The 25,898-nt window shown below is 29.2% G+C and carries 25 protein-coding genes, 1 pseudogene and 1 riboswitch; of the genes and pseudogenes, 20 read left to right on the plus strand and 6 right to left on the minus strand.

What is annotated here, in order from left to right; all coding sequences use genetic code 11:
* The first annotated feature begins 341 nt into the window (after positions 1-341).
* From CLOBL_RS21230 to CLOBL_RS29030, 3 genes are all read left to right on the plus strand, one after another.
* Positions 342-1,205, plus strand: a complete 864-nt coding sequence (locus CLOBL_RS21230) for a S66 peptidase family protein (protein WP_077860850.1) — start codon at positions 342-344, stop codon at positions 1,203-1,205.
* 243 nt (positions 1,206-1,448) lie between these two features.
* Complete coding sequence (locus tag CLOBL_RS21235) at positions 1,449-3,161, plus strand: methyl-accepting chemotaxis protein (protein ID WP_077860851.1); 1,713 nt, start codon at positions 1,449-1,451, stop codon at positions 3,159-3,161.
* Positions 3,162-3,215: 54 nt separating this feature from the next.
* Positions 3,216-3,344 (plus strand): hypothetical protein, encoded by a 129-nt coding sequence (locus CLOBL_RS29030; RefSeq protein ID WP_278281350.1) that lies wholly within the window; start codon positions 3,216-3,218, stop codon positions 3,342-3,344.
* Between the two features lie 9 nt (positions 3,345-3,353).
* On the opposite strand, the gene CLOBL_RS21240 is transcribed toward CLOBL_RS29030, so the two are convergent.
* Positions 3,354-4,202 (minus strand): LysR family transcriptional regulator, encoded by an 849-nt coding sequence (locus tag CLOBL_RS21240; RefSeq protein WP_077860852.1) that lies wholly within the window; start codon positions 4,200-4,202, stop codon positions 3,354-3,356.
* 166 nt (positions 4,203-4,368) lie between these two features.
* On the opposite strand from CLOBL_RS21240, the gene CLOBL_RS21245 reads away from it, so the two are divergent.
* The 7 genes from CLOBL_RS21245 to CLOBL_RS21280 all read left to right on the plus strand — a co-directional run bounded on the left by CLOBL_RS21245 (position 4,369) and on the right by CLOBL_RS21280 (position 11,887).
* Positions 4,369-4,944, plus strand: a complete 576-nt coding sequence (locus CLOBL_RS21245) for a flavodoxin family protein (RefSeq protein ID WP_077860853.1) — start codon at positions 4,369-4,371, stop codon at positions 4,942-4,944.
* A gap of 198 nt (positions 4,945-5,142) precedes the next feature.
* Complete coding sequence (locus CLOBL_RS21250) at positions 5,143-6,429, plus strand: DUF4179 domain-containing protein (RefSeq protein WP_077860854.1); 1,287 nt, start codon at positions 5,143-5,145, stop codon at positions 6,427-6,429.
* A 79-nt stretch (positions 6,430-6,508) separates the two neighbouring features.
* Positions 6,509-7,789 (plus strand): hypothetical protein, encoded by a 1,281-nt coding sequence (locus CLOBL_RS21255; RefSeq protein ID WP_077860855.1) that lies wholly within the window; start codon positions 6,509-6,511, stop codon positions 7,787-7,789.
* Positions 7,790-7,842: 53 nt separating this feature from the next.
* Positions 7,843-7,945: riboswitch (purine riboswitch) on the plus strand.
* Between the two features lie 244 nt (positions 7,946-8,189).
* Positions 8,190-8,759, plus strand: a complete 570-nt coding sequence (locus CLOBL_RS21260; protein WP_077860856.1) for a xanthine phosphoribosyltransferase — start codon at positions 8,190-8,192, stop codon at positions 8,757-8,759.
* Positions 8,760-9,840: 1,081 nt separating this feature from the next.
* Positions 9,841-10,461, plus strand: coding sequence for a DUF5105 domain-containing protein (locus CLOBL_RS21270; RefSeq protein ID WP_077860857.1), 621 nt, complete (start codon positions 9,841-9,843; stop codon positions 10,459-10,461).
* Positions 10,462-10,577: 116 nt separating this feature from the next.
* Entirely contained in the window at positions 10,578-11,237 is a 660-nt protein-coding gene (locus CLOBL_RS21275; RefSeq protein ID WP_009170130.1) for an HAD family phosphatase, read from the plus strand.
* A 17-nt stretch (positions 11,238-11,254) separates the two neighbouring features.
* Complete coding sequence (locus CLOBL_RS21280; protein ID WP_077860858.1) at positions 11,255-11,887, plus strand: alpha/beta hydrolase; 633 nt, start codon at positions 11,255-11,257, stop codon at positions 11,885-11,887.
* Between the two features lie 249 nt (positions 11,888-12,136).
* Here the strand turns inward: CLOBL_RS21280 and ilvA are convergent, their stop codons facing one another.
* A complete protein-coding gene (ilvA, locus tag CLOBL_RS21285) occupies positions 12,137-13,357 on the minus strand; it encodes a threonine ammonia-lyase (RefSeq protein ID WP_077860859.1) in 1,221 nt (406 codons plus the stop codon).
* 235 nt (positions 13,358-13,592) lie between these two features.
* Between ilvA and CLOBL_RS21290 the strand changes: the two genes are divergently transcribed.
* Together CLOBL_RS21290 and CLOBL_RS21295 are read left to right on the plus strand one after the other, a co-directional pair.
* A complete protein-coding gene (locus CLOBL_RS21290; RefSeq protein WP_077860860.1) occupies positions 13,593-14,963 on the plus strand; it encodes an ISNCY family transposase in 1,371 nt (456 codons plus the stop codon).
* A gap of 341 nt (positions 14,964-15,304) precedes the next feature.
* Positions 15,305-16,507 (plus strand): multidrug efflux MFS transporter, encoded by a 1,203-nt coding sequence (locus CLOBL_RS21295; protein ID WP_077860861.1) that lies wholly within the window; start codon positions 15,305-15,307, stop codon positions 16,505-16,507.
* Positions 16,508-16,629: 122 nt separating this feature from the next.
* On the opposite strand, the gene CLOBL_RS21300 is transcribed toward CLOBL_RS21295, so the two are convergent.
* The 3 genes from CLOBL_RS21300 to CLOBL_RS21310 all read right to left on the minus strand — a co-directional run bounded on the left by CLOBL_RS21300 (position 16,630) and on the right by CLOBL_RS21310 (position 18,946).
* On the minus strand, positions 16,630-17,052 hold the full coding sequence (locus tag CLOBL_RS21300) for a YjdF family protein (RefSeq protein ID WP_077860862.1): 423 nt from the start codon (positions 17,050-17,052) through the stop codon (positions 16,630-16,632).
* Between the two features lie 263 nt (positions 17,053-17,315).
* Positions 17,316-18,632 (minus strand): DUF2812 domain-containing protein, encoded by a 1,317-nt coding sequence (locus CLOBL_RS21305; RefSeq protein ID WP_077860863.1) that lies wholly within the window; start codon positions 18,630-18,632, stop codon positions 17,316-17,318.
* On the minus strand, positions 18,629-18,946 hold the full coding sequence (locus CLOBL_RS21310; protein WP_077860864.1) for a helix-turn-helix transcriptional regulator: 318 nt from the start codon (positions 18,944-18,946) through the stop codon (positions 18,629-18,631). The genes CLOBL_RS21305 and CLOBL_RS21310 overlap by 4 nt, the downstream gene beginning before the upstream one ends.
* A gap of 242 nt (positions 18,947-19,188) precedes the next feature.
* Here CLOBL_RS21310 and CLOBL_RS21315 point away from each other — a divergent pair, with 242 nt between their 5' ends.
* The gene (locus CLOBL_RS21315; protein WP_077860865.1) at positions 19,189-19,983 is read left to right on the plus strand and encodes an Rpn family recombination-promoting nuclease/putative transposase; all 795 of its coding nucleotides are present in this window, start codon (positions 19,189-19,191) and stop codon (positions 19,981-19,983) included.
* A 351-nt stretch (positions 19,984-20,334) separates the two neighbouring features.
* Entirely contained in the window at positions 20,335-21,192 is an 858-nt protein-coding gene (locus CLOBL_RS21320) for an AraC family transcriptional regulator (protein ID WP_077860866.1), read from the plus strand.
* Between the two features lie 443 nt (positions 21,193-21,635).
* Here CLOBL_RS21320 and CLOBL_RS21325 read toward each other — a convergent pair whose 3' ends face one another.
* Positions 21,636-22,424 carry an amidohydrolase family protein gene (locus CLOBL_RS21325; RefSeq protein ID WP_077860867.1) on the minus strand — a complete coding sequence of 263 codons (789 nt, stop codon included), beginning with the start codon at positions 22,422-22,424 and terminating at the stop codon, positions 21,636-21,638.
* A 122-nt stretch (positions 22,425-22,546) separates the two neighbouring features.
* On the opposite strand from CLOBL_RS21325, the gene CLOBL_RS21330 reads away from it, so the two are divergent.
* The 6 genes and pseudogenes from CLOBL_RS21330 to CLOBL_RS21355 all read left to right on the plus strand — a co-directional run bounded on the left by CLOBL_RS21330 (position 22,547) and on the right by CLOBL_RS21355 (position 25,455).
* The gene (locus tag CLOBL_RS21330; RefSeq protein ID WP_077860868.1) at positions 22,547-22,867 is read left to right on the plus strand and encodes a helix-turn-helix domain-containing protein; all 321 of its coding nucleotides are present in this window, start codon (positions 22,547-22,549) and stop codon (positions 22,865-22,867) included.
* Positions 22,868-22,889: 22 nt separating this feature from the next.
* Positions 22,890-23,786 (plus strand): GNAT family N-acetyltransferase, encoded by an 897-nt coding sequence (locus CLOBL_RS21335; RefSeq protein ID WP_077860869.1) that lies wholly within the window; start codon positions 22,890-22,892, stop codon positions 23,784-23,786.
* A gap of 78 nt (positions 23,787-23,864) precedes the next feature.
* A complete protein-coding gene (locus tag CLOBL_RS21340; protein ID WP_077860870.1) occupies positions 23,865-24,230 on the plus strand; it encodes a helix-turn-helix domain-containing protein in 366 nt (121 codons plus the stop codon).
* Positions 24,231-24,314: 84 nt separating this feature from the next.
* Positions 24,315-24,818 carry a YbhB/YbcL family Raf kinase inhibitor-like protein gene (locus CLOBL_RS21345; protein WP_077860871.1) on the plus strand — a complete coding sequence of 168 codons (504 nt, stop codon included), beginning with the start codon at positions 24,315-24,317 and terminating at the stop codon, positions 24,816-24,818.
* 25 nt (positions 24,819-24,843) lie between these two features.
* Positions 24,844-24,972: pseudogene (locus CLOBL_RS28640) on the plus strand (DNA gyrase inhibitor); the annotation flags it as partial.
* 243 nt (positions 24,973-25,215) lie between these two features.
* Positions 25,216-25,455: a hypothetical protein gene (locus CLOBL_RS21355; protein ID WP_077860872.1), complete on the plus strand. Its 240-nt coding sequence runs from the start codon at positions 25,216-25,218 to the stop codon at positions 25,453-25,455.
* Positions 25,456-25,898: the final 443 nt, after the last annotated feature.

A 25,898-nucleotide genomic window follows, 5' to 3' on the forward strand; every position in this document is an offset into this window, starting at 1 on the left:
AACTTACCGAAATCACATACATTTTTATTCCACAGGACTTATGAAATTTTCGCTGAAAAGTTCTAAATGTGAGTATGCATCAATTTATGCATGTTCCCGAAACAAGTTCGTGACAAGCATAAATGGAACAAACTCACATTAAGAACTTTAGAGTAGCTCAATTTCAAATGCCTGTTTCACAAAAATATATGTGATTTCTGGTATAGTTGAACATATAAAAATTTAAATTAAATAGATGATTAGTATATAATAAGTCAAGTTTGCGAATTGGGTATATATAAGGATATTTGTTATAATAATATTTTTGAGTTTTAATTTGACGGAAAAGGAGTAGGTATTATATGAAGATATTAAATAATGGAGATAAAGTAGGAATAGTGGCTTGTTCCAATGGATTGGATGAAAGTAGAAAAGTAACAATGATGGAACTAGAGAATACACTAAATAATTTAGGGCTTCAAGTTGTTTTTAGTGATAAAATATATAAAAAATACTCGGAGTTTAATGGTACTGGAAAAGAACGAGCTGAGATTCTGATGGAGTTTTTTAAAGACAATAGTATTAAAGCTATATTTGATGTATCAGGTGGGGATTTAGCAAATGGGGTTTTAGGGTATTTGAATTTTGAAATTATTAAGGAAAATCCCAAACCTTTCTTTGGATACAGCGATTTATCTGTAATTATAAATTCCTTGTATTCAAAGACCAATATAAAAACTTATCTTTATCAAATAAGGAACCTAGTAGAAGATAATAGGGAAAAACAAATAAAAGAGTTTAAAAGCACATTTATGGGGGATGGAAATGAATTATTAACTTTCGATTATAAATGGATACAGGGTAGGAACATGGAAGGAATTGTTGTGGGAGGAAATCTTCGTTGTTTTGCAAAACTTGCCGGTACAGAATATATACCAGATTTTCAGGATAAAATTATTTTCTTAGAGAGTTTAGGCGGGGAGGTTCCTAAAATGGATACCTATGTAACTCAATATAAACAAATGGGAGCGTTTAAAAAGGTTAAAGGTATAATACTTGGAAGTTTCACAGAAATGGAAAAGAAAAAGTATTTACCTAATATAATAGAGATTGTTACAAGAATAGTAGATAATCCAAACATTCCAATTGTTAAAACAAGTGAAATAGGTCATGGTAAAGATTCAAAATGTATTATTATTGGCGAAAAAATAAGTTTATATAAATAAATAACTTTGAGTTAGCTATTAATTTATAACTAAATTGTGACATGGCTGTGACAGAACTGAGATATTTCTTTGCTATTCTATTGGTGAAGTGATTTTACTAAAATATAGAAATGCATGAAATTATATCTTTAGATGGTATATTAGTGATATAAAGATAAGTCTAATGTGCTAATATAGTTATTGCATAAATATACTTAAAATTAAGTATAACACTAAAGATAAGATTACATAGGAGGAATACATATGAAAAGCATAAGAAATTTATCTGTTAGAACGAAATTATTAACAGGGTTTATGATTGTTGCCTTATTGATTGGAATAACTGGATTTTTTGGGAAGTTTGGTATGACAAAAATGAAAAGTGGTTCAGAGGAATTATATTTAGATAACCTTCAAAGTATTGATCAAATACATGCAATTAAAGAGAATTTTTTAAGTGAAATTGCAATAGTTAATAACGCTGTTTTAGAGCAAGATAATTCAAAAGTAGAAGCAGCTTTACAGAAAATTGAGTCAATTAGAACTAAAAATACTGAATATGTTGATGCTTTTGCTAATAGTGATATGTCAGATGATGAAAAAAAAGCATTTAATGATTTTGAATCTCTTTTACAGGAATATTCAACTGAAAAAGATAATGTCTTTGAGCTTATTAAGGAAGGAAATTATACGGAGGCCAAAATTAAGGGGGCTGAGGTTACTAAAATTACAGATAGTATTACGGAAGATCTTAATAATTTGATTCAAATAAATGAAAAGGAAGCAGAAGAGGCGTATACAAACAATACGGAAGATTATAATATAACAACTAATATAATGCATGGAATTTTAATATTAGGTCTTATTTCAGCAATAGCAATTGGAATAGCTTTATCGTCATATATTTCAAAGGCAGTAAAAAAGGGGTTACTATTTGCAGAAGCTTTAGGAAATGGAGATTTGACTTATTCAATGGAAAGTAACAGTAATGATGAGCTTGGAAAACTCATTAAAGCTTTAAATAATGCAAAAGAAAAAATGAAAGTAGTAATTGAAAATGTAATAAACCAGGCACAAGGAGTAACAGCGTCTAGTGAAGAATTATCTTCAAATTTAGAAGAATTGTCTAGTAATTTTCAATATATAGATAAGAATACATCTGAAATAGTAAATAATATACTTGGAATAAATACAATTACTGAAGAATTGACTGCAACAATTGGGGAAGTTAACTCTGGAATAACTCAATTAGCATCTAATTCAACAGAAAGCAGTGAGCAATCTATAGACATTAAAGAACGAGCTACTGATATAAAAGATAAAGGTTTTAAATCTAAAAATGATGCAGATAAGTTATATGAAGAAAAGCACAGAAAAATAATTAATGCCATTAAGCAAGGAAAGGTAGTAAGTGAAATAGGTGTAATTGCTAAATCTATAGCAGCAATAGCAGAACAAACAAATTTACTAGCTTTAAATGCTAACATTGAAGCTGCAAGAGCAGGAGAAAATGGAAAAGGTTTTGCAGTTGTTGCAAATGAAGTTAAAGTTCTTGCTGAACAATCGGCTGAATATGTAAAAAATATTCAGGATGTAGTTTCAAATGTCCAAGCTACTTTTGATAACTTATCAGGTAATTCCAAAGATATCTTATATTATATAGATGATAGTGTAAAAAAAGATTATGATTTATTGATTGATACAGGTGAGAAATATGAAAAAGATGCAGTTTTTATTAGTGATTTATCACAAAATATTGCAGCAATGGCTGAAGAATTAAATGCATCTACAGAAGAAATCACAAGTGTTGTACAAAATATTGCAGAAAAGATGCAGAATACTAAAAGCAATTCTGAAGAAATTTTAGTGGGAATAGGTGAAACTAATAATGCAATTGAGCAAGTTGCAAAGGTTGCACAATCCCAGGCTGAAACTGCAGAAAAATTAACTCAGTTAGTATTAAGTTTTAAGATATAGAATTAAATTACGTCACATAGATTTCAAAAAAATAGAATATGAAGTTATACTAAGGTGAAAATATTTTTTAGAGGATGGAAACAGACATGGAAAATGAAGTTGGAGCAAAAATTGTTAATAGGAGAAATTATTGTTATTGATGGATTAAATGAAGAAAATATAACAGTTTGTAAATATAAATAAAAGTGATTCCTACAATAGCATTGGCAAGAAAAACGAACTTTTTTCATTTTTTATTACCGCTGATACTACTCTACAGATTGGAAATTTTTTTATTTCCCGAACTTTTATTAAATGGTTATCTATTTTATTTACAGCCATTTCAGGTAAAATTGTTATACCAAAGTCTTGTTCAACATACTTTATAACTGATTCTGTTTCTTCAAGTTCTAATACAATATTTGGTATAAGGTTCATAAGATTGCAATGTTCCCTGATCTTTGCCCTTATTGGGCAGGGATCTTTATACAAAATTAATCTTTCCTTCATGATGGTGAAAAAATCAATTTCCGGAGTATTAACTAAAGGATTTCTATTACTCATAACTACGAAAAAGGGCTCAACAATTAACGGAATAGTAACAAAGTTAGATTTTTCTATTGCATCAGACACGAATACTATATTGAATACATTGTCATCTAAATTTGCAAGAAGTTCACTGTTTGTATCCATTGCTTCAATAAATACATCATGATCAATACTCTTAAATTTATCTACATACTTAGGCAAAAAATATGTAATTAAATTTGGTAGTGCACCAATCCTAATTGTATTTTCATCACTAAATCCTTCAACCTTATTTATAGTTTCATTAATCATTGAAATAATCATATTTGAACGTTCATAAAAATATCTGCCAGAAGCAGTTAATTTTATACCACTTTGAGTTCTTATTAATAATGTACATTTCATGGACTTTTCTAAAATTCCTAATTGTTTTGTAAGTGCAGGCTGCGAAATATATAAATGCTGTGCGGCTTTATTTAAACTGCCTTGCTTAACTATTTCTATAAAATATTTCATTTGATCCACACTAATCATTTTTACCTCCTGTTATAACTTAAAGTTATATAGATATATTGTATTAATATTATTAAAATTTCTGCATATAAAATATAATAAAACTATGTTGTACAGCATTTAAATTGATTTTATCATATAAATCAATAATTTAAAACAATAATTACAAAATAGGAGTGGTATATAAATGAAAGTTATAGGTATTAATGGAAGTACGAAAAAGGATGGGAATACATCTATTATTATTAAAGCAATATTTAGCGAATTAAATAAAAATGGTATAGAAACTGAACTTATTGATTTAGGTAATGCAAAAATTAATGGATGTATAGGGTGTGGAAATTGCTTTAAAAACAAAGATAATAAATGTGTTTTTAAAAATGATATTGTAAATGAATGTATAGAAAAAATGATTGAAGCTGATGGCATAATTTTAGGTTCACCAGTATATTTTGCAGATGTATCAGCTAATATGAAGGCTTTATTAGAGAGGATTGGTATGGTATCCAGTGCTAATGGAGATTTTTTTAAACACAAAGCAGGCGCTTCAGTAGTAGCTGTTCGTAGAGGCGGGGCAACACGTGCTTTTGATACTATGAATTATTTCTTACACTGTACACAAATGTATCTAGTTGGTGGCACTTATTGGAATATGGTGTACGGAAAAGAAGTTGGAGAAGTGCTTAATGATATTGAAGGAATGAAAAATATGGAATCTATTGGCGATAATATGGCTTGGCTTTTAAATAGAATTAACAGATAATTTAAGTGTAGGTTGTTGAGTAACTAATTTTTACAAATAGTTATTCAACAACCTATTATTATATAAGTTATTGGGTTTAACCTGGAACTTTAGAAAAAATTAAGATGTTATAAGATAATAATTGGTTTATAATACCATTATAAGGATAAATTTAACTTAAAGAGTAATGTTTGAAAATAAAAGAAGGGGGTATTTAAAATGCTAAATAGGAAAATAAGTAGAATTTTAGGACCAGTATTAGGAAGTATGGCATTTACGTTAATAATAGGAGCAATGGAATTAACGCCTGCTTATGCTGATAATACTGTAGCAGAAGCTTCAGTGAATAACTTAGCCGCAGCTGCAACTACATCAGCTAGTGTTACATACGCAGAAAATAAGGACTATTTTGTAAATATAAATAAAAGTGAAGTCCAAAATGGAATTAAAGTAACTGTAGATAAAGCAGTTGCTACGAAGAAAGATATGGAAGTCGTACTTAAGATAGAAAGTGACAAACCATTTGATAAAGAAGACCGCTCCAACTCAATTTTTGAAGTAACATATGGAGATGATAATGGTTTTGATCATACAAATTCAAGTCAGACGTATATAGATGATAAAACCATGACTGTAACTTTAGAAAAGTATAATAATGATGGAGAATATAGCTCAAAGGGAGATCTGAGAGTCGATATAGTACTTGCTAATTATAAAGTTAATATAGGAATGGATATTCCTGTAGATTTCACAGAATCCTTTAATAACATATTAGATAAAGATATATCAGGAAATATACCAGGAGTAAACTATAATCTTAATAAATTAGAATCCGATGTGTTAGGTACAAGAATTGGCTATACCAGACCTGAAAGTGATGAAAATAAAGGTGAAGATGAAGATACTTCCTGGAACTCATCAATGATATTAAAAACTGATAATAGAATGTATAGAATGAGTAGAAAAGGCGGATATTCTGAAAAAGATGGAGTAGGTGCAGGAAATTATGAGGCAGAATCAGCAACATATGACAAGATTAGAGATGAAAAAGGTTTAAGCTTAATCCCTTTAATTTGTAATTTTACAACAGATGAAATGGATAAATTATATAAAGATAAAGATGAAAATAATGTTACAAAAGACCTTGTTAATAATATAAGTTATGATAGAGATTTTAATTTTGCAGATGGAACAAAGGGAGAAATATATAATATAGAAAGAAATGATAATACAATTAAAGTGTACTGTGCTGGGCAATCTGAAAAAGAAAGTCTATTATTGGCATGTAATATAGATATACGTTATGAAAATGCAAATGGAAAAGTTGATAGTATATATTATGATAATAAAAACGTAAGTTTTTATAAAGATGCAAACAAAGCGTTTGGATATATTTTGGAATTTAATAATGTTGAAAAAGATAAGCCAGTGGCTCTAAATATTAATAAAACAATAAAGCAGGCTGATAAGTTTAAATTGGAAGATGAAGTAAGCTTATTAAAGTAATATTTTTATAATAAAAACATATTTAAAAATTTACTATGTAGGCCAGAAGAATATTGTATTGTAAAAGTGAGGAGATTTTATGTTAAATAAAAAAATAAATATATTATTAAGTTCTGTGCTTGGAGTAGCATTAAATGTTGGAATGATGGAAATGCCTGTTTTTGCCAATAGTAGCGGTGTACAAGCAGTTTCGCCTTATACTGCAAGTGATAATTCAGGAGAAAGTCAAAAATATATTGTTAGCAAAGATAATGATATAGAACAAAATGGTTTAAAAATATCAATTGACAGCATAGCAGCAACAAAACATAAATTACAAGTTGTAGTAAAAGTTAAAAGTCAAAAACCTTTTAGTAAATCACATGGAAATAATGTAATAACATTATTGACTTATGGTGATAATAAAGAGGAAAGTTCTGGTGCATCATATAGGAATATTGATGAAAACACATTGCAAATTTCCCTTGAAAAGGAAGTAGATAAGGAAGAAATACCTGAGAGGGGAAATTTAAGAGTAGATATTGTAATTCCTGAGTATAAAATTAATGTAGGCATGGATGCCAATGTAGATTTTACAGAATCATTTAATGATACAATGGAAAAAGATGTTTCAATTAAGGTGCCAGAATTTAATTTTACAGTAAGCAAATTAGAATCTAATATTTTTGGTACTGAAATTACTTATGATAAGCAAGAAAAAGGTGATTCAATTGAAGCATATGATATTTCACCTAATCCATTAATATTAAAAATTGGAGATAGGATGTATAGAACAATGAATGAACGAAATTATTCTTCGAATGATGGCAATAATTCTGTGATTAAAGGTGTTTATGAAGCAAAAGCAGCTACCTTTGATAAAGTAAAAGATCAAAATGCTATAAGTGTAATACCTATAATATGCACTATGAGTGAGGATGAGGGAGAAAAAATTAATGAGGAGAATTATAAAAATTTAGATGAGAAAAAAGCTGAAACCAGTAAGGAAACTACCAATAATATAAGCTATGATAAAAACTTTGATTTTTCTGATGGAACAAAAGGAGAAATATATAAAGTTGAAAGAAATGATAATAGCGTAAAAATATATTGTAAGGGAGCTACTGAAAAAGAAAGTCTTCTAATGGCAAGTACTATGCGTCTATATCCTACAATTGAAGATGTAAAAGCAAATCATTATTATAGTTTTTATGAAAATGAAGAAAATATGTCTTTCTATAAGGATACAAATGATTCTCTTGGATACATTGTAGAATTTGATAATTTAGATAAAGATAAGAGATTGGAGCTAGGGCTTGATTTTACGATAAAGGAAATAGATAAATTCCAAATAGGAAATGAAGTTAATCTCTCTAAATAAAAAAATTAATTATTAATATGTTTGTACAATAAATATGCATGTGATATAATAAAAAACAGTTCATACAAAAGACTCGTATATTCCAGAGATTATGGCTCAGGAAGTCTCTACCTGCTATCCGTAAATTAGCAGACTACGAGGTAGTGTTTTGGTTTTAAATATTTATTGTATATTTATATCTAAAAATACGACACCTCATTTTTTTGAGGTGTTTTTTTATTCTTTAGGAATTTATAATAAATTTAAATATGTGGATAATTATTATAAATGGCTATTTTACTATAGTTAAATGGTTCAAAAAGAATGAAAAATAATTATATTTAGCAACATCAACATGAACAATTGTAGTGTTAATACTAAATTTTATATTTAAAGACGAAAAAGATGGAGTTGATAATTAATGGAAAGTTTACGCAAACGTATATTAGAAGAAGGAAATGCATTATCTGAAAATGTATTAAAAGTTGATTCATTTTTAAATCATCAAGTTGATCCAGCATTGATGTTCGAAATGGGTACATATTTCAAAAATTATTTTGAAAATCATAAAGTTACTAAGATATTTACGATAGAAAGCTCAGGTATAGCACCAGCAGTAATGACTGCAATGCAAATGAGTTTACCTATGGTTACTTTAAAAAAACAAAATTCAAAAATATTAAAAGGCGATGTTTATCAAACTACAGTTCATTCTTTTACAAAAGATCTAAATTATGAGTTGACATTGTCTAAAAAATATATAAGTAAAGAAGACAACATACTAATAATAGATGATTTCTTAGCTAATGGAGAAGCGGCTCTTGGAGCAGCTAGGCTAGTAGAAGAAGCAGGAGCCAAAGTTGCAGGAATAGGAATAGTAATAGAAAAGTCATTCCAAAAAGGTCCACAAATTCTAAAAGACAAAGGTTACGATGTTTACTCTTTAGCAAGAATAGCAAAATTATCAAAAGGATCTATAGAATTTGTATAGATATTTATACTAGAATTATGCCATAACTCACCGAAAGGACAGGTACTCTATTATTTCGGTTACTGAGAGAATTGGTTGGTGATTTCTAACAGCAGAAGTTGCACCATTTCTGCATGCTCCAAGATAAACTTGGACAAGCAAAAAATGGAACAACTTCTGCTGAAGAAATGCCTACAACCAATTCTCTAATGTAACACTGCATAAAAGAGTACCTGTCCTTTCTGATATGGCATATATTCCAAAGTATAAATATGATTTATAAATTCTAAATCTATATGGGTATACAATTTGTAGATTTACTGACACATAGGATAATAATCTATACTTGTTAAACTTTTTTGTACATCTATACCAGAAATCACATAAATATCTGTGCAATAGGCATTTGAAATTGAGCTGATGAAAGTTGTTAGTGAATGGTTGTTCCATTTACTGCTTGTCCTCAACTTGTTTGAGGAGCATGCAGAAATGGGGACAACCTTTCACTTAGAACTTTCCAGTGAAAATTTCATAAGTCCTGTGGAACAAAAATATATGTTTTTTTGGTTAGCCGCTACATAAGTTTAAGTTTCAAGTTTGGGTTAACCGACTGCAAATTGGCTGTTGTATAATTCTGTGTAGAAGCCATTTTGTAATAGAAGGTTATTGTTATTACCTTGTTTTATAATTTGTCCGTCTTTTAGGAATAAGATTGCATCAGCCTGTTTTGTTGTAGATAATATATGGGATATTATAAAGCTTGTGCGGCCAATCATCAGTTTATTGAAAGCTTCTTGGATATTTATCTCAGTTCGTGTATCTATGCTGCTTATAGTTTCATCTAATATGATCATTGGAGGGGTTACTCATAAGTGCAAAGAAATTTTTAGAATTTTTCTGTTAGATAATTGTAGAGATATGTAATGTTTATATACTTATTTGGAAGTTGTTTCATTAATGGTGTAAAAATGGGAGAAGATCTGAGGAAATAGGAGGAAAACAAGAGGAATTTAACTATAGGGAATGTCAGCGGATTGCCATAAACAGAAATTATAGGATAAAATTATAAAGTAAAATTTTATTTTTAGGGAGATAAATAATAATGAAAAAATTAACAAAACTATTTTCAATGATGTTAGTTGTAATGATGGCTAGTATCATGCTTATTTCATGTGGAATGAAAGCTACACCAGAGGAAAGTGCTAAAATTTATTTTAATGCTTTGCTAAAGGATGACAAAACAGGAATTGACAAAATAGGAATGAAGGAAGAAGATCTTGATAAGATAAAGAAAGATGATGAAGACAAGATAATGGCATTTTTTTCAGCTTCAGGACTTGGAAGTGATGTAGTTACAGATGATGTTAAAAATAACTTTAAGGATAATGTTCTTAAAGGTATGTCTAAAGCAGATTTTGAAGTGACTCCAGATTCAACAGATAAACAAACAGCAAAAGTTAATGTAAAAGTAAAAGTTTTTGATATGAATAAGATTGTTAAGGACGCTCAAGATAAGATCACAGGAGAATATCTTGCTAATCCATCAATGTCTCAAAAGGATGTGTTACAAGAATCTTTTAAAGTTATTGGAGAAGAATTGGCAGATGGTACATTTAAAGATGATACAAAAACAGTATCAATAAATTTGAATAAAAAGGGAAATATTTGGCAGGCAGATGATAATGCGAAAGCAGATGTTTTAAATGCCATAATTGGAGAATAGTAAGTATATAACGTTATAACCTCAAAATAATTTAGTGCAAATTATTTTGAGGTTATACTTATATATGTTAGAATTAATTAGAAAAGTAATAATTTGATGAAAAGGGGAAGACACAGATGGAAAAAGTAGACGCAGTAATTTTCGATATGGATGGAGTATTAATAGATTCAGAAAGATTATCTTTTAAGTGTTTCCAGGAAGTTTTAAAAGATTATGACTATGAGATGGATGAAAAAATTTATCTTAAATTCATAGGGAGAAACATTGATGGTATAAGGGGAGTATTAAAGAAAGAGTATGGAGAAGACTTCCCATTCGAAGAGATATATAAGAAAAAATCTAAAATGGCGTTAGAGTTTACTAATAAAAATGGAGTAAAAGTTAAACCAGATGTACATAAATTATTAGATTATTTAAATAATAAAAAATATAAGATAGCGGTAGCTACTTCTACAAGAAGAGAAAGAGCACTCGAATTATTAGAAGAGGCAGGAGTAAAGGATAAGGTGAATTGTGTAGTGTGCGGAGATCAAGTAGAACATTCTAAGCCAAATCCAGAAATTTTTTTAAAAGCAGCAAAGGGGTTAGAGGTAAAACCTGAAAATTGTATGGTTATAGAGGATTCAGATGCAGGAATAACAGCAGCACATGCAGCTAAGATGGTCGGTATACATGTTCCAGATATGAAAGAATTAGAAGACGAAACAAAGAAATTAGCATTTAAGATATGCAAAAATCTAATTGATGTTAAAGGATTTTTAGAAGAACATAATTAGAAAGGAAGTCATGATATATGGATGAGCAAAAGGCAATAATTTCTTATTGGGGAGTTGATTTAGAAGATAAAATAATAAGTAAGGAAAGTGATACTTTAGCTGTGATACTACCAGGAATAGGATATGCAGTGGACAGGCCACTTCTGGATTATTCAAAAAAATTAGCTTTAGAATTAGGCTATGATGTACTTCAAATTGAATATGGCTTTCAAGTAGCTCGAAAAATTTTAGATCGTGAAAATGAATTTAAATATGTAAAAGAGGAGTCAATAGAAATATTTAAAAATGCTTTGGAGAATGGCTATAAAAAGATTGTTTTTATATCTAAAAGTATAGGGACTATAGTTCATACTATACTTTGCAATGAAGCCAAAGAGTGTGAAATTAAAAATATTTATTTAACGCCTGTTAATGAAACATTAAAGGTTGGAATTAAAGAGAATTCTCTAGTTGTAAGCGGAACTAGTGATCCTTTGATTAATAAAGAAACTATTGAAATTATAAGAAAAATCAAAGGCGTAAATTTAATGAAGATAAAAAATGGTGATCATTCATTAAATATAAAAGGCAGTGTGCTTGAGAGTATCGAAGTTCTAAGTAAAGTTATTAGAGTTGAAAAAGATTATTTAGAGAGGATTACTTGTCTGTAAACTTATGGACAAGTAATCCTCTCTAAATAATAAGATCAGTATGCGATGAAGTTTTGATTAATCAGCTTTATCTAAAATATAAATAGATGATTCTTTAAATTAATAAAATAGATATTTATATAATAAAGCAAAGCCTTAATAAACATAAAGAAGAAGGTTAGTATTAACAGCTTCGGAAATGAAAATTATTTATTCAGTATCATTCTAAAACTATTAATACTAACCTTTAATTTTTTATATATTTGAAATTTATTGATATATCATTTTAGGTTGAATAAGTTCAGGTTTATATCCATTATCAATAAGTGCTTTAATAATAGCTTCTTTATGGTCATGGCCAAAAGTTTCCATAGTGATATCAAGCTCAACTGCATTATTACGATTAATGCTGACAAATTGATTATGATCAAGTTTAATTATATTACCTTGAGCTTCAGCTATTACCTTAGATACATTTGTTAATTCTCCAGGTTTATCTGGAAGTAAAACAGAAATTGTACAAATTCGTTCTCTTTCAATCAAGCCATGTTGAACTAAAGATGCAAAAGTGATCACGTCCATATTACCACCACTTATGATAGATACAACTTTTTTATCTTTTACAGTTAAGTGTTTAAGAGCAGCAACAGTTAATAAACCTGAATTTTCTGCAAGCATCTTATGATTTTCAAGCATATCTAAAAAAGCTCCAATTAATTCATGGTCTTCTATAGTTATAATTTCATCAAGATTTTCTTTTATATATGGGAAAATTTTAGAACCAGGAGTTTTAACAGCAGTACCATCAGCTATTGTATTAACAGTAGGAAGTGTAACAACTTCACCTTTTTCTAAAGAAGCCTGCATGCAGTTAGCCCCAGCTGGCTCTACACCTATAACCTTAACATTTGGATTTAGAAGCTTAGCTAAAGTGGAAACTCCAGTTGCAAGACCTCCGCCTCCTATTGGAACTAAAATAATATCTACAGTTGGAAGCTCTTTTATGATTTCCATAGCAATAGAACCTTGACCAGTTGCTACATCAAGATCATCAAATGGGTGAATAAAAGTATAACCTTTTTCTTCAGCAAGCTTTAATGCATAATTGCAGGCTTCATCGTAAACTTCGCCATGCAAAATGACTTCGGCCCCATAAGCTTTAGTACGATTGATCTTCGTAAGAGGAGTAGAAGTAGGCATTACTATTATTGCCTTTGTACTATATGTTTTAGCCGCATATGCAACTCCTTGTGCATGATTACCAGCAGAAGCTGTTATTAGACCTTTATTTCTATCTTCCTCACTAAGAGTACTAATTTTATAATAAGCCCCTCTAATTTTATAAGCTCCGGTTTTTTGCATATTTTCTGGTTTTAAATAAATTTTATTTCCAGTAATGCTAGAATAATAATCGCTATACACTAATTTGGTTTTCAAAATCACTTTTTGAACAATTTCATATGCTTCTTCGAATTTTTCTAATGTCATCATTTCTTTAGTATCCCCTTTTTATGTATAAATTGCTTTTAGCTAATAATTTTATGATAGCATTTTGGTGCTTTATGTCAAGGAATAGTTTTTTAGGGATTCTTGCAATCTGATTCATTTATGATAATGTCTTAGTGTACCACATTTGATTATGTCCCAAAATAATAATTGTAGTAGAATATAACCTCATGGAAATTTAGGAGATGAGGTGGGCATAATTAGAAAGGTGGATCTAACAATGGATGAAAATAAAAAATACATGATTATAAAAAAGCTAGTGGAAACAAATGGAAATAAGAAAAGAGCTGCATTAGAACTTAATTGCACTCTTAGACACATCAATAGAATGTTACAAGGATATAAACAGCAAGGAAAAGCTTACTTCGTTCACGGAAACCATAATCGCAAACCAAGTCATACTATTGATACAAAACAGAAAAACTTGATTTTAGATCTTTATACTAATAAATATTCAGATGCAAATTTTACACACTTCACTGAACTATTAGAAAAGCATGAAAATATAACAGTATCTACAAGCACCATCAATTCTATCCTTAAACAGGAATTCATTCTGTCTCCTAAGGCCAAACGTGCAACGAAAAAAACTGTTAAAAAGCAACTTTTAGAATTAAAAAAAGGAACTAAATCAAAGAAAGAAATCACTAAAATACATAATTCAATTATTGCTATTGAGGATGCTCATCCTAGACGTCCACGTAGTGCGTACGCTGGCGAAATGCTACAAATGGATGCCTCTCTACATTTATGGTTTGGTAAAGAAAAGTGCCAACTACATATCGCTGTTGATGATGCTACTGGTACTATTGTAGGTGCTTACTTCGATTATCAAGAAACATTGAATGGATATTACAATATACTTCATCAAATACTAATGAATTATGGAATTCCATATATGTTTTTTACTGATAAACGTACTGTTTTTGAGTATAAACAAAAAAAATCCCCTTCTGTTGAAGAGGACACATTCACTCAATTCGGTTATGCATGTAACCAACTAGGAATTGAGATTAAAACCAGCAGTGTAGCCCAAGCCAAAGGGCGTGTCGAAAGGATGTTCCAGACTCTACAATCAAGACTTCCTATCGAGATGAAACTAGCTGGTGTCAGCACAATTGATCAAGCAAATGAATTCTTAAACAACTACTTAAAAGAATTCAACGAACAATTTGCTTTACCTATTGATAGTATCAAATCTGTTTTTGAAAAGCAACCTGATACTGAAAAAATAAATTTAATTCTTGCTGTTCTCGCAGAACGTAAAATCGATAGCGGTAGCTGTATTAAATTTAATAAACAATATTATATTCCAACAGATCGTAATGGACATCCTGTGTATTATCGCAAAGGAACAGCTGGAATGGTAGTTAGAGCCTTTAATAATGAATTATTTTTCTCTACTTCTGAAATAGTATATGCATTAGAATTAATTCTTGACCATGAGCCTAAATCTAAAAATTTTGATTTTGTAAAATTGACTAACAAGCCTAAGAAACGTTATATACCTCCAATGAACCATCCTTGGAAGCAAGCTTCCTTTGAGCGTTTTTGCAATAAGCAAAGGCACAGGCAAGAAATTACAGCATAAAAAATTTGATGATTTATATTCCACAGAAGTATTTTAAATTTTAGTATTCTGAGGTTTATTTAGCATGCTCAAAAATACGTATACTTTTATTATAACTAACTTCATCACTATATTTTTAATATATTTAAAGCACCAATAAAACCGGTGCTAATGTTAAAACTATTTTGGGACATTTTCAAAAATGGTTGACAGGAATAGTTTTTTAGGGATTCTTGCAATTAATATGGTTTTTGTAGTATATATATTTATGGAGTATAAATAAGATTTTATGAAAAGGTATATAATGCAGGCAAAAATACTTAAGAAAAGGTTATTATTTACTAAAGAAAGAAGGCTTAGATTTGTACAATTGGAAAAGAAATTTAATATTTTGCTGGTTTGGAATGTTTGTGACAATGGTTGGAATAAGCCAAATTGCGCCAGTATTACCCTTGTATATAAAAGGGCTTGGAGTTACAGATACAACTTTAATAGAAAAGTTTTCAGGAATTGCATTTGGAGCTACATTTATAGTTTCAGCTGTATTTTCTCCAATCTGGGGAAAACTTGCCGATAAGGTTGGAAGAAAACCCATGTTATTGCGTGCCAGTTTAGGAATGGCTATAGTTATATTTTGCATGGGATATGTAACTCATGTATATGAATTAATTGCACTTAGGTTTTTGCAAGGAATAATTTCAGGATATGGAACAGCGTGTACAACTCTTATAGCAACTCAAACAGATAAGGAAAATGCAGGATTTGCATTAGGGACACTTTCAACTGCATCTATTGCAGGTTCTCTTTTAGGACCGTTAATAGGAGGATATTTAGATGATACATTGGGAATGAGAAGTGTATTTATTATAACATCATTTCTTCTAATAATTGCATTTGTCACAACATTATTATATGTAAAGGAAGATTTTACTGCTTCAAATAAAAGGGTACTTAATATGAAGGAAGTATGGAGTATGCTTCCTAACGCTAGTTTAGTACTGATAATGTTTTTAACAGCTTTTATTTTACAATTAGCATTTTATTCAATAGAGCCAATCATTACTGTATATGTATATCAGTTATCGGATAGCATGTCACATTTAGCTTTAATTTCTGGATTAGCTTTTTCAGCCTCAGGAATAGCCAATATACTTGTAGCTCCAAAGCTTGGTAAAATTTCAGATGAGATTGGCCCTCAAAAAGTTATGTTTGTAGCACTTATAGTAGCAGGTGTTGTATTTATACCTCAAGCATTTGTTAAAACTCCTTGGGAGCTTATGGGGTTAAGGTTTATATTAGGGCTTGCAGCAGGAGGATTATTGCCATCAGTTAATATATTAGTAAAAAAGATTGTCCCACAAGAGATAACTGGAAGAGTTTTTGGACTTAGTATATCTGCACAGTATTTAGGTACATTTTTAGGTTCGGTATTAGGTGGACAAATAGCTGCTGATTTTGGAATTAGATATGTATTTTTTGTGACAAGTAGCTTGCTGTTTATAAATGGATTTATAGTATATAAAAAGGTATATGGACAAAATATATTAAAATTATCACATGCTTAATAAATGAAAAATTAATAGTTATATGGGAAAAGAAAAATAGATAATCAATCTTCATTAAATTTGAATTTTAGTGAGGATTGATTATCTAAATTAATAAAGGAATTTTTACTTTGCTGTAAATATTAGTGTCCTTTATGCTTTTTTAACTTTTTCTCTTTCTTTAAATCAAATTTTCTTTGTTCCTCTTGCTCTTTTTGCTCCTTGGATTTTTTCTTATACTCAATCTTGTATTGCTCATGTTGTAATTTCATAGCTATTTGAGCTTTAGTTCCTATTCCTTTAACTACTGTTTCTCTTCTTATATTTCTTTGCATTCGTTTAGGATTTTGCCTTTTTTCTATAAATTTATTTTCAGTAGCACCTAAGGGCATGCTAAAGTTTAAAGAATAGAACTTTTTAAGTATTAGTTCATATACTTCTTCATCTTTTGGCTCAGAGCCGAAGGTAACTTTGCTTACCTTGTACTCATTATTTTGGTTGAGTTCAAAGACACCAATCCAAAATGGAGTAGCAAAAAGAACAGTTAATTTGATTTTAGATATCATAGTTAATCCTCCTGTATGTGTATAAATTCACAGAGAATGGACAACCCCAGGAGGGCAGGTTACTGCTATATTAAACTTGAAATATATATAGGTTCTGACTACCAACAGAAACTGTGTTTTTATCTCTTATGAATAATTGTAACAAAGAACAATATTAATGCAAATAATATGTTCATAAGAGGAGCAGGTGATTTTATGACAAAATTCATTTAATATACTTAAAATCATAGGATTTGCATGAATTTTAATTAATATCTATATATTTAATTACAGAAAAGTTTTAAATATACAGTATTTAAAAAGTCATCATCACTTACATTATTGAAGTGATTTCTTATTCTAATAACTTTATCCTTGGAAACTAAGATAAACCAGTTATTCTTACTGCTTGAATAAACTACGATATTTTTAGGTAAATTAGTATCAATTTTGACGAAGTTATAAGATATACTATTTAACCAATTTAATAATCTGTTCTCATCAAATTTAATAACCAGTGGATATTTACTTTCAAGAAGCATATAGTTAAAATAATTATCTTTATCACCACAGGAATAGTAAATTCTAGTAGCTAAAATACTAGTAGTGCAGTCAATATCAGGTGACTTATCTACGGTTTCTGCATTTATAAAGTCATCAATTGTTAAATTTACGTTTGAATAAGATATACTATTGTAGTTACTATTATTATATACGTTTGAAAGAATCGCTCTTGTAGTAAGAGAAATTATTAATAAAATAGATATAAGTATAATGAATGCATTTGTTATTAGTTTTGTATTTTTGGAATATCTAGTTTTATTTATAAATTTTTTAATAAATGGATATATTATAATAAAAGCAGTTAGTATTGCAAAAATTATAAGGTTTAATTTTCGCTTTTGATAATCACCTGAAAGTGTAAATAATAGTATTCCTAGTATTGAAAATAAAGAGAAAATAATTAGAAATGCATTTTTTCTTTTTAATACCTTATAAGTATTATAAGGCATATAATCATCTTCTTTTAATTTTAATTTTGCCCGTATTGCCCAAGTAGAAAAATTAATAAGTTTAAATATGTCTATGAATATTAGGATAATTGTTATAAATGTTACAAATATAGAAAAGTTTGAGGATAAGGAATATTCTGCTCCAGATGAGAATTGTAAGGAAGCATTAAATATAAGCATAATGGTTATAAATAATTCATTAAGTCTTCCACGTAATGAAGATTTAAAAACTAGTTTGAACTTTTCGGTTTCATCAGTATGTATTGATACAAGCTCGGTGTTTTCTTTTGAATAGAACACCTGAATTTCCCTTGCTTGGCATATGAAATTCCATCCGGCAGCACTGCAATATTCTTGATATTCTAGAAGTTCATCGGATTTTTTTGAATCAAAAGATGAAATTTTACCAATAACATCTACTGAATATTTAATTTTTTGTGGTTTGATTTTCTTAAATTTAAAAAAGGGACCTTTGATTCCAGTTAATAGCCAGCCATCTTCAGCCATGTTTTCAAGGTATTCCTCTACAGCAGTGCACTCATAAGGTGAGTAAAATAAAAAAGTTATTTTTATATTATTAAATATCATTGCTTTCCCTCCATATATAAAGAACCATCTTTTATCAAAGTATTGAGCCTTGAATATTCATCCAGTAATATCTGCTTACCCTTATCTGTTATTATATAGCTGCGTTTTCGGCCTTGTACTTCGGTTTCTCTTATAATTTTCTCTTTTTCAAATTTACCAAGAAGGGTATACAAGGTTCCAGGACCAACTTTCACACGGCCCTTTGATATTTCTGAAACTGCATCCATAATATCAACGCCACAGCGTTCGATGAGTAAAGATATCAATATGTAATACATTGGTTCAGTAAGGTTTTGGAATTGTTCTCGTGCCATTTGTTGTCACTCCTTTAATATCGAGTATCGATATTTATAAATTTATAGTAATATCGATACTCGATATTGTCAACAATATTTTTCATATATTATCCAAATGCTTAAGCTTTTCAAGATACGATAGTCTTGCAATGGTATCAAGAGATAATAATATTAGAATATATTGAAACACAAGGGTTAATTAGCTATAATATTGTTAATAATAAAAACTAAAGATAAAAAATGAGGTAAGGCTAAATAAGATGTATAAAACTCTAAAGGAATTAAACCTTGAAGATGATTTCCTATTTGCGAAGGTAATGAGTGATAAAGAAATTTGTAAGGAATTATTAGAGAAAATTTTAGAAATTGAAATAGAAAAAATAGAAATTGTTCAAGAGCAAAAGACTATAGATTTACTCCTTGAAAGTAAAGGTATTAGACTTGATGTCTATGTTAAAGATGAAAATAATACAATTTATAATGTTGAGATGCAGAGAGGAAGACATAAGAATTTACCTAAAAGACTAAGATATTATCAAGGAAGTATTGATTTAGATTTAATAAGCAAAGGTGACGATTATAGCAAACTTGCGAAAAGTTATATAATATTTGTTTGTACGTTTGATTTGTTTAATAAAGGACGTCATAAATATACTTTTCAAAATGTATGCTTAGAAGACAATGATATAGTGTTAAATGATGAAACGTTAAAAATAATATTAAATACAAAAGGAATTATGAAGGATTTAAGCGAAGAATTATTAGAATTTCTTGAGTATGTAGAAAATACAGCAAAGAGTGCTAAAGGAAATCTCGTTAAGAGCATACATAAACGAGTGCAGGAAGTTAAAAATGATATTTCGGTGGAGGTGGAATTCATGACTTTATTGGAAAGAGATAGAGAAAAAATTGAAGAAGGTAGAGAAGAAGCAATAAAACAATTGATATTGAAACAATACAGTAAAGGTCTTTCTATAGAGTATATTGCAGAAATAAATGAATTAGATGTTGAGTATGTAAGAAATATAGTGAAAAATGGTGAAATTAACAATTAAAAAGTATGGAATAATTTGGCATGAAATGTGTTGTCTACGTTATTCATAATAATATATACAATAATATTAATTTCTATAACAGAAGGCAGTTCGGAAACGGACTGCCTATTCTACTATAACTTATGTCAGCAATTTTGCATAATAGAAACTACCTTATGCTAAGTTCACAATTGAAAATACTAGAAAATAAAGATATAGTATCTATATGAAATGTGCAAAATAATTCAATAAATAGTAATTTCATGTATAGGTTATTTAATGATCTTTCTGTTAAGACAAAATATAACACAAAAAGTCGGGAATAACCGCTTAAAAAGAGATAAGCTATATGTACAGGCAGGGGTGATGATTATGAGATGGATTGAAGGAATCGGTGAAGCTATAAGCTATATTGAGGATAATATCACTGAAGAAATCACAATAAAAAATATTGCGGAGAAAGCATTTATGTCGACCTTCTATTTTCAAAAGGGCTTTGCAATGCTTTGTGGTTTTACGGTTGGAGAGTATATCAGACAACGCAGGCTTACTCTTGCCGGCAGTGAGCTTGTTTCTACTGATGAAAAAATCATTGATATTGCACTGAAATATGGCTATGCTTCACCAGATAGTTTCACAAAAGCTTTTACTCGATTTCATGGTGTGACACCTACTGCTGTTCGAAAAGATGGAGCAATGATTAAATCGTTTGCTCCGCTGAAAATTAAATTTTTATTGGAAGGCGGTTATATTATGGATTACAAAATTGTTGAAAAAGACTCGTTTACTGTCATGGGTGTATCAAAGGTATTTAAATATGATAAGGCAACTACAGAAATTCCAAAGTTTTGGACAGAGCATTATAAGGCTGGAAAGGGAAAGTTTGTATGTGGAATGTATGGAATATGCATAGATGAGAACATGGGCTCAGATGAGTTTGAATATTTGATTGCAGATGATTATGATCAGGCTAAAGAAATACCTAATGGTTTTGTTACAAAGATTATTCCTAAACACACATGGGCTGTTTTTGCCTGCATTGGTGCAATGCCAAAATCTCTGCAAGATGTAAATAAAAAAATCTTTTCAGAATGGCTGCCTAATTGTAAGGATTATGAAATTGCAGCAAGTTACAATATAGAAATGTACACTAGTATAGCTGATTATCCAAAAGGTAATCAAGATGAAAACTACTACAGTGAAATTTGGATTCCTGTTAGGAAAAAATAACTACGTAAAAAAGTATAATTGGGAGTTCATCAAATTCCCAATTTGCAAAGCTTACGTAGAGTAATTTTAAATCCAGTTCTGTCGTATCTTTTATAAATAATTAATCATTAAAAATAAATATAATTAAAATATCATATTATTCAGTGTAGTAATGAATAATATGATATTTTTATGCAAATAAGGAATCCATAGAAGATTCCCTATTACCAGTCTAATCCTTTTTGTAGGTTTTCTTATTATGTTTTGTTTTGCCGTTATTCGCTTTCTTTTCTTTTTCCTGTTGACTTGAACAAGAAGGATCATGTTTTTCACTCATAATATTTTCCTCCTAAAATAAAAAGTTAATAGATTTCAGCACATTATTATTGTCTTCAATATATAAATTATAATTCTATGAAATTAATAAAAAATAGATAAACACTCTTCACTAAATATTTAATCTTTTATAGAGCTAGTAGTTTTGCTATGTTTTCACCTAAAACAGCACTGCTGATAGATGAATCATTGCATACTTTTCTTACTGTATCCAGTGATAATTGCAAATCACCATAAGGCATGTCTACACCAAAGATACATTTATGTGGAAGCTCATTTACAGCTATTTTTAAAACAAGGGTAGAAAAATAGGCTGATGTATCAAGATATAAATTTGGAATTTCTCTGGATAAGTCTATTGCTGTTAACCAATTAGTACCTCCCATGTGTCCCATTATAACTGGAATAGTAGGGAATAACTTAGCTAATTCTGCAATTTCTTTAATGTCTTGCAAATTTAAAGGATTAAAAGCATGTATCCATATGGGTAAATTTCCAAATTCCATGGAAGCTTCAAAAATAGTTTTAAGTATTTTTACTTGTCCACTAGATAGTGTAAATTCTCCGAGTCCAGCAAGGCTATTTTTTATTATGTGCTCTTCGATGTAGGAGCTTGTATCATTTTTATTTAGTCCTGTAGGTATTTTGCCAAAGCCAATATACCTTGTTGGGTATTTTTCTATTACTTCCTTGAGCTCAGTGATAGCGCTGTCATTTTTAATCAATAATGCATTTGAGTTACCATTTACTATTTCACTTAATGATTTCATTTCTTTCTTTAAATCAGTTAGATTATCTGCTTTTTCGGGATGTATTCTTGTTGAAAAGAGAATAGTTTTATCAACTCCAGCTTTATCCATTGTTTCAATGTGTTTTTTTACTGGAAGAATGACATGAGAATGTCCATCAATAATCATATATATCAATCCTTTTAAAAAATATTTTTAATAAGGCCTTATGGGACAATTATATATGAGATACAAGAAAATAAAAGTATGCACTTTTTTGTGCTATACTATCCTTAAGGAGAGTGAAGAATTTGGAAAAGCTGTGCTATGTTAGTGATAAAGAGCCATTTGAATATACTTTGTCAATTATAAGTGGAAAATGGAATTTAAAAATTATTTATTTACTTGCCTGTAGTGGTACCCTTAGGTATGGGGAATTAAAGAAGAATATTGAAGGAATTACCCACAAGATGTTAAGCTCACAATTGAAAGCGCTAGAAAATGAAAATATAGTATCTCGGGAAGAATATCCTCAGATTCCACCTAAAGTTGAGTATTCCCTTACGATAAAAGGACAAAGTCTTATTAAGCTAGTTAAGGATATATGTGATTGGGGAAGAGAAAATATTTAATTTTACGAAAGGTATATAACTCATGGAATATATAAAGATTAATGAAAAAGAATTTAAATTTGTTGTTGGAACTGGTAAAGACCATAAATTTAGAAAAAGTTTTAATACGCTAACTGAGAAAACATTTGGATTTAATTTTGAGAGCTGGTATCAGAATGGATACTGGAAAAATAAATATATACCATATTCACTTATGGATGGAGATGTGGTTGTTTCAAATGTATCAGTTAGTACAATGGATTTTGATGTTTTTGGAAAAACAAAGAGGTATATTCAGTTAGGAACTGTGATGACCGATGTTAAATATAGAAATCAGGGACTGCTAAGAATAATAATAGAAAGAGTAATTTCAGAATGGAAAGATAAATGTGAATTAATTTATTTGTTTGCTAATAACTCAGTTCTTGATTTTTATCCTAAATTTGGTTTTAATAAATTGCAAGAATATCAATATTCTAAATTAATAAATAAAAAGGATGAGTGTGGATTTGCAAGAAAATTAGATATGTCCAATGAACAGGACAAGGCATTGGTGTATAGCAAAGCAAATAATTCATGTTCGCTATCAAAAATTTATATGCATGGTAATGTGGAATTAATCATGTTTTACTGTACTTTATTTATGAAGAATAATGTTTATTATATTAAAGATTATGATGCAGTTGTAATTGCAGAATTTAAGGAAGATACCATAGAAGTGTTAGACGTTTTTTGTACAAAAGAAATTTCTTTAGATAAAATACTTAATTGTTTAATAAACGAAAATATAAAAAGAGAGAAACTTTATTTTACACCAAAAGAAATAGAGTCTTATACAAGTATGCCCCTTGAGGGAGAAGATACTTTATTTATTCTAGGTAAAGACACAAAATTACTTGCTGAAAATCAATTCATGTTTCCAAAGTTATCTCACACTTAACTTAGTAAAGCGTGAGAATATGATTTTTGCTAGCAGAACTGTAGAAGAGATATAGTAATTTGTTTTTTAGGAGATAAAATGAAAATAAGAGAAGAATATACTTGCCCGTTAGAATTAGTGCACGATATGATTAAAGGGAAATGGAAATACATTATATTATGGAGGTTACGCTTAGGTGCTACATCATTGGCCAAATTAGAAAGAGATATTGATGGAATCAATCAAAAAATGCTGCTAGAGCAATTAAAAGAATTGATTGATTATGGATTTGTACAAAAGAAAACATTTGATGGGTATCCTCTTCGAGTGGAATACTCTCTGACAATAGATATGGGAATGAAGATTATAGATGCTCTAAAAATTATGCAGTCCATTGGTATTGATTACTTAAAAGAACATGGTATGGAAACGATATTGATTCAAAAAGGGGTCATTCCAGAGTAATACCCACAAAAAAGTTAGTAATTTACGTTATAGATAGCCTTTGCTATAATTTGCCTATAAATAATAGTGGTGGAGGTAATCAAAATGATAGTAACAAGTACAGGAATTATAAATGGAATAATTCAAGATAAATATGGCAGTCGTGGAGAATATTTTAATAAAAATGGAGTCCCTACTTTTTCCATTCCTTTAAAAATTGAAAATACTCCAATAAATACTGTTTCATTTGCAATAGTATTAGAGGATAAAGATGCTTATCCGGTGACAGGAGGTTTTTCATGGATACACTGGCTTGCAGCCAATATTACACGTAATGAATTAAAAGATAATGAGAGTAAGATCGCAGAGGATTTTATACAAGGTGTAAATAGCTGGACTAGCTTACAAGGAAATCAGCAGTCAAAAGAGCTTTCTAGTTATTATGGTGGTATGACACCACCAGATAAATCACATGTTTATGAGATTCATGTTTTTGCTTTAGATAAACTGCTGAATCTACAAAGAGGCTTTTTGTTAAATGAACTATATCACGAAATGGATCAACATATTTTGGAACAATATACGTTGAAGGGAACTTATGAAAATTAGTTTTTCAACAAATTAAAAATAAGAGATGGAGATATTTTCGTAGTTGTCAAAAAGAAGTTATGAATTTGACAATAGAAGACCCATTATTGAATGCTATGCAATTCAGATGATAAATAAGCATTATTGTGAAATTTGTGTACTAGTACTATTCTAGGCAGAAGTGCCCTCCTTTATCAATTTTATAGTAAACTCGATTCATATTCTTGATTCTAACTTATCTTACTTAGTAGATATGCTAAAATATCGCATATTCTAATATGGTTTACAATAAATATTCTGTACTATATTTATTCTGAAGAATATTACAATATAAGAATATATATTCTGAACCATATTACCATAAATATTCTTCAGAATATGCTTGAAAAATGCGGCTTAAGAAGGTATTGATATAAAGATATTATTAATTTTTAATGTTATTTCAGAAGATAGGGAAGTGTTTGATAAGAAGAAGATTGTTCCTGCTATTAGAAATTCCACTTTTGGTGATGAACTGTCTTATTCATTAATAAACGATGGAATGTTAAATAAATGTGAAGGATGTTCTCTAAAATACATTTGTGATGAAATTGATAAAGTATCTGAAGATTATATTAATAAGACTACAGAGGTTGTATATAGCTTTTCATTTGAGTAAAATAATGTAAAGCTATATATATTGCAAAGAAAAAAGCGTGGACGTTTTAATAATTTAGAGAGATGTAATCATAATCCATATAAGCCGTCTCCATTTATAAAATAAACTATAGCAGGTATGATAAAAATAACCTCTACATCTAGTATATATGAGAAAGTAACAGGAGGTGTATAAAAATGAGTGATTTTATAATAGCGAGATAGTTGCTTTATAGGATTTATAAATGGAATATGAAAAACATTGTTGATAATATGGTAAATTAATATAAAATTTGTAAAATATAAAGTATAATGAAGATAGAATATTTTGAGATAATTATTCTATATTTTCTATATTTTCTATATTTTCTATATTTGGGAGATTTATTCACTAAGGTTGAAGTGATGATTATGTCTATAATGTGAACTTCATTCGACTAGATAAAAAATATTTAAATGATAAAT

Source organism: Clostridium sp. BL-8, assembly GCF_002006495.1.
GTDB lineage: Bacteria > Bacillota > Clostridia > Clostridiales > Clostridiaceae > Clostridium.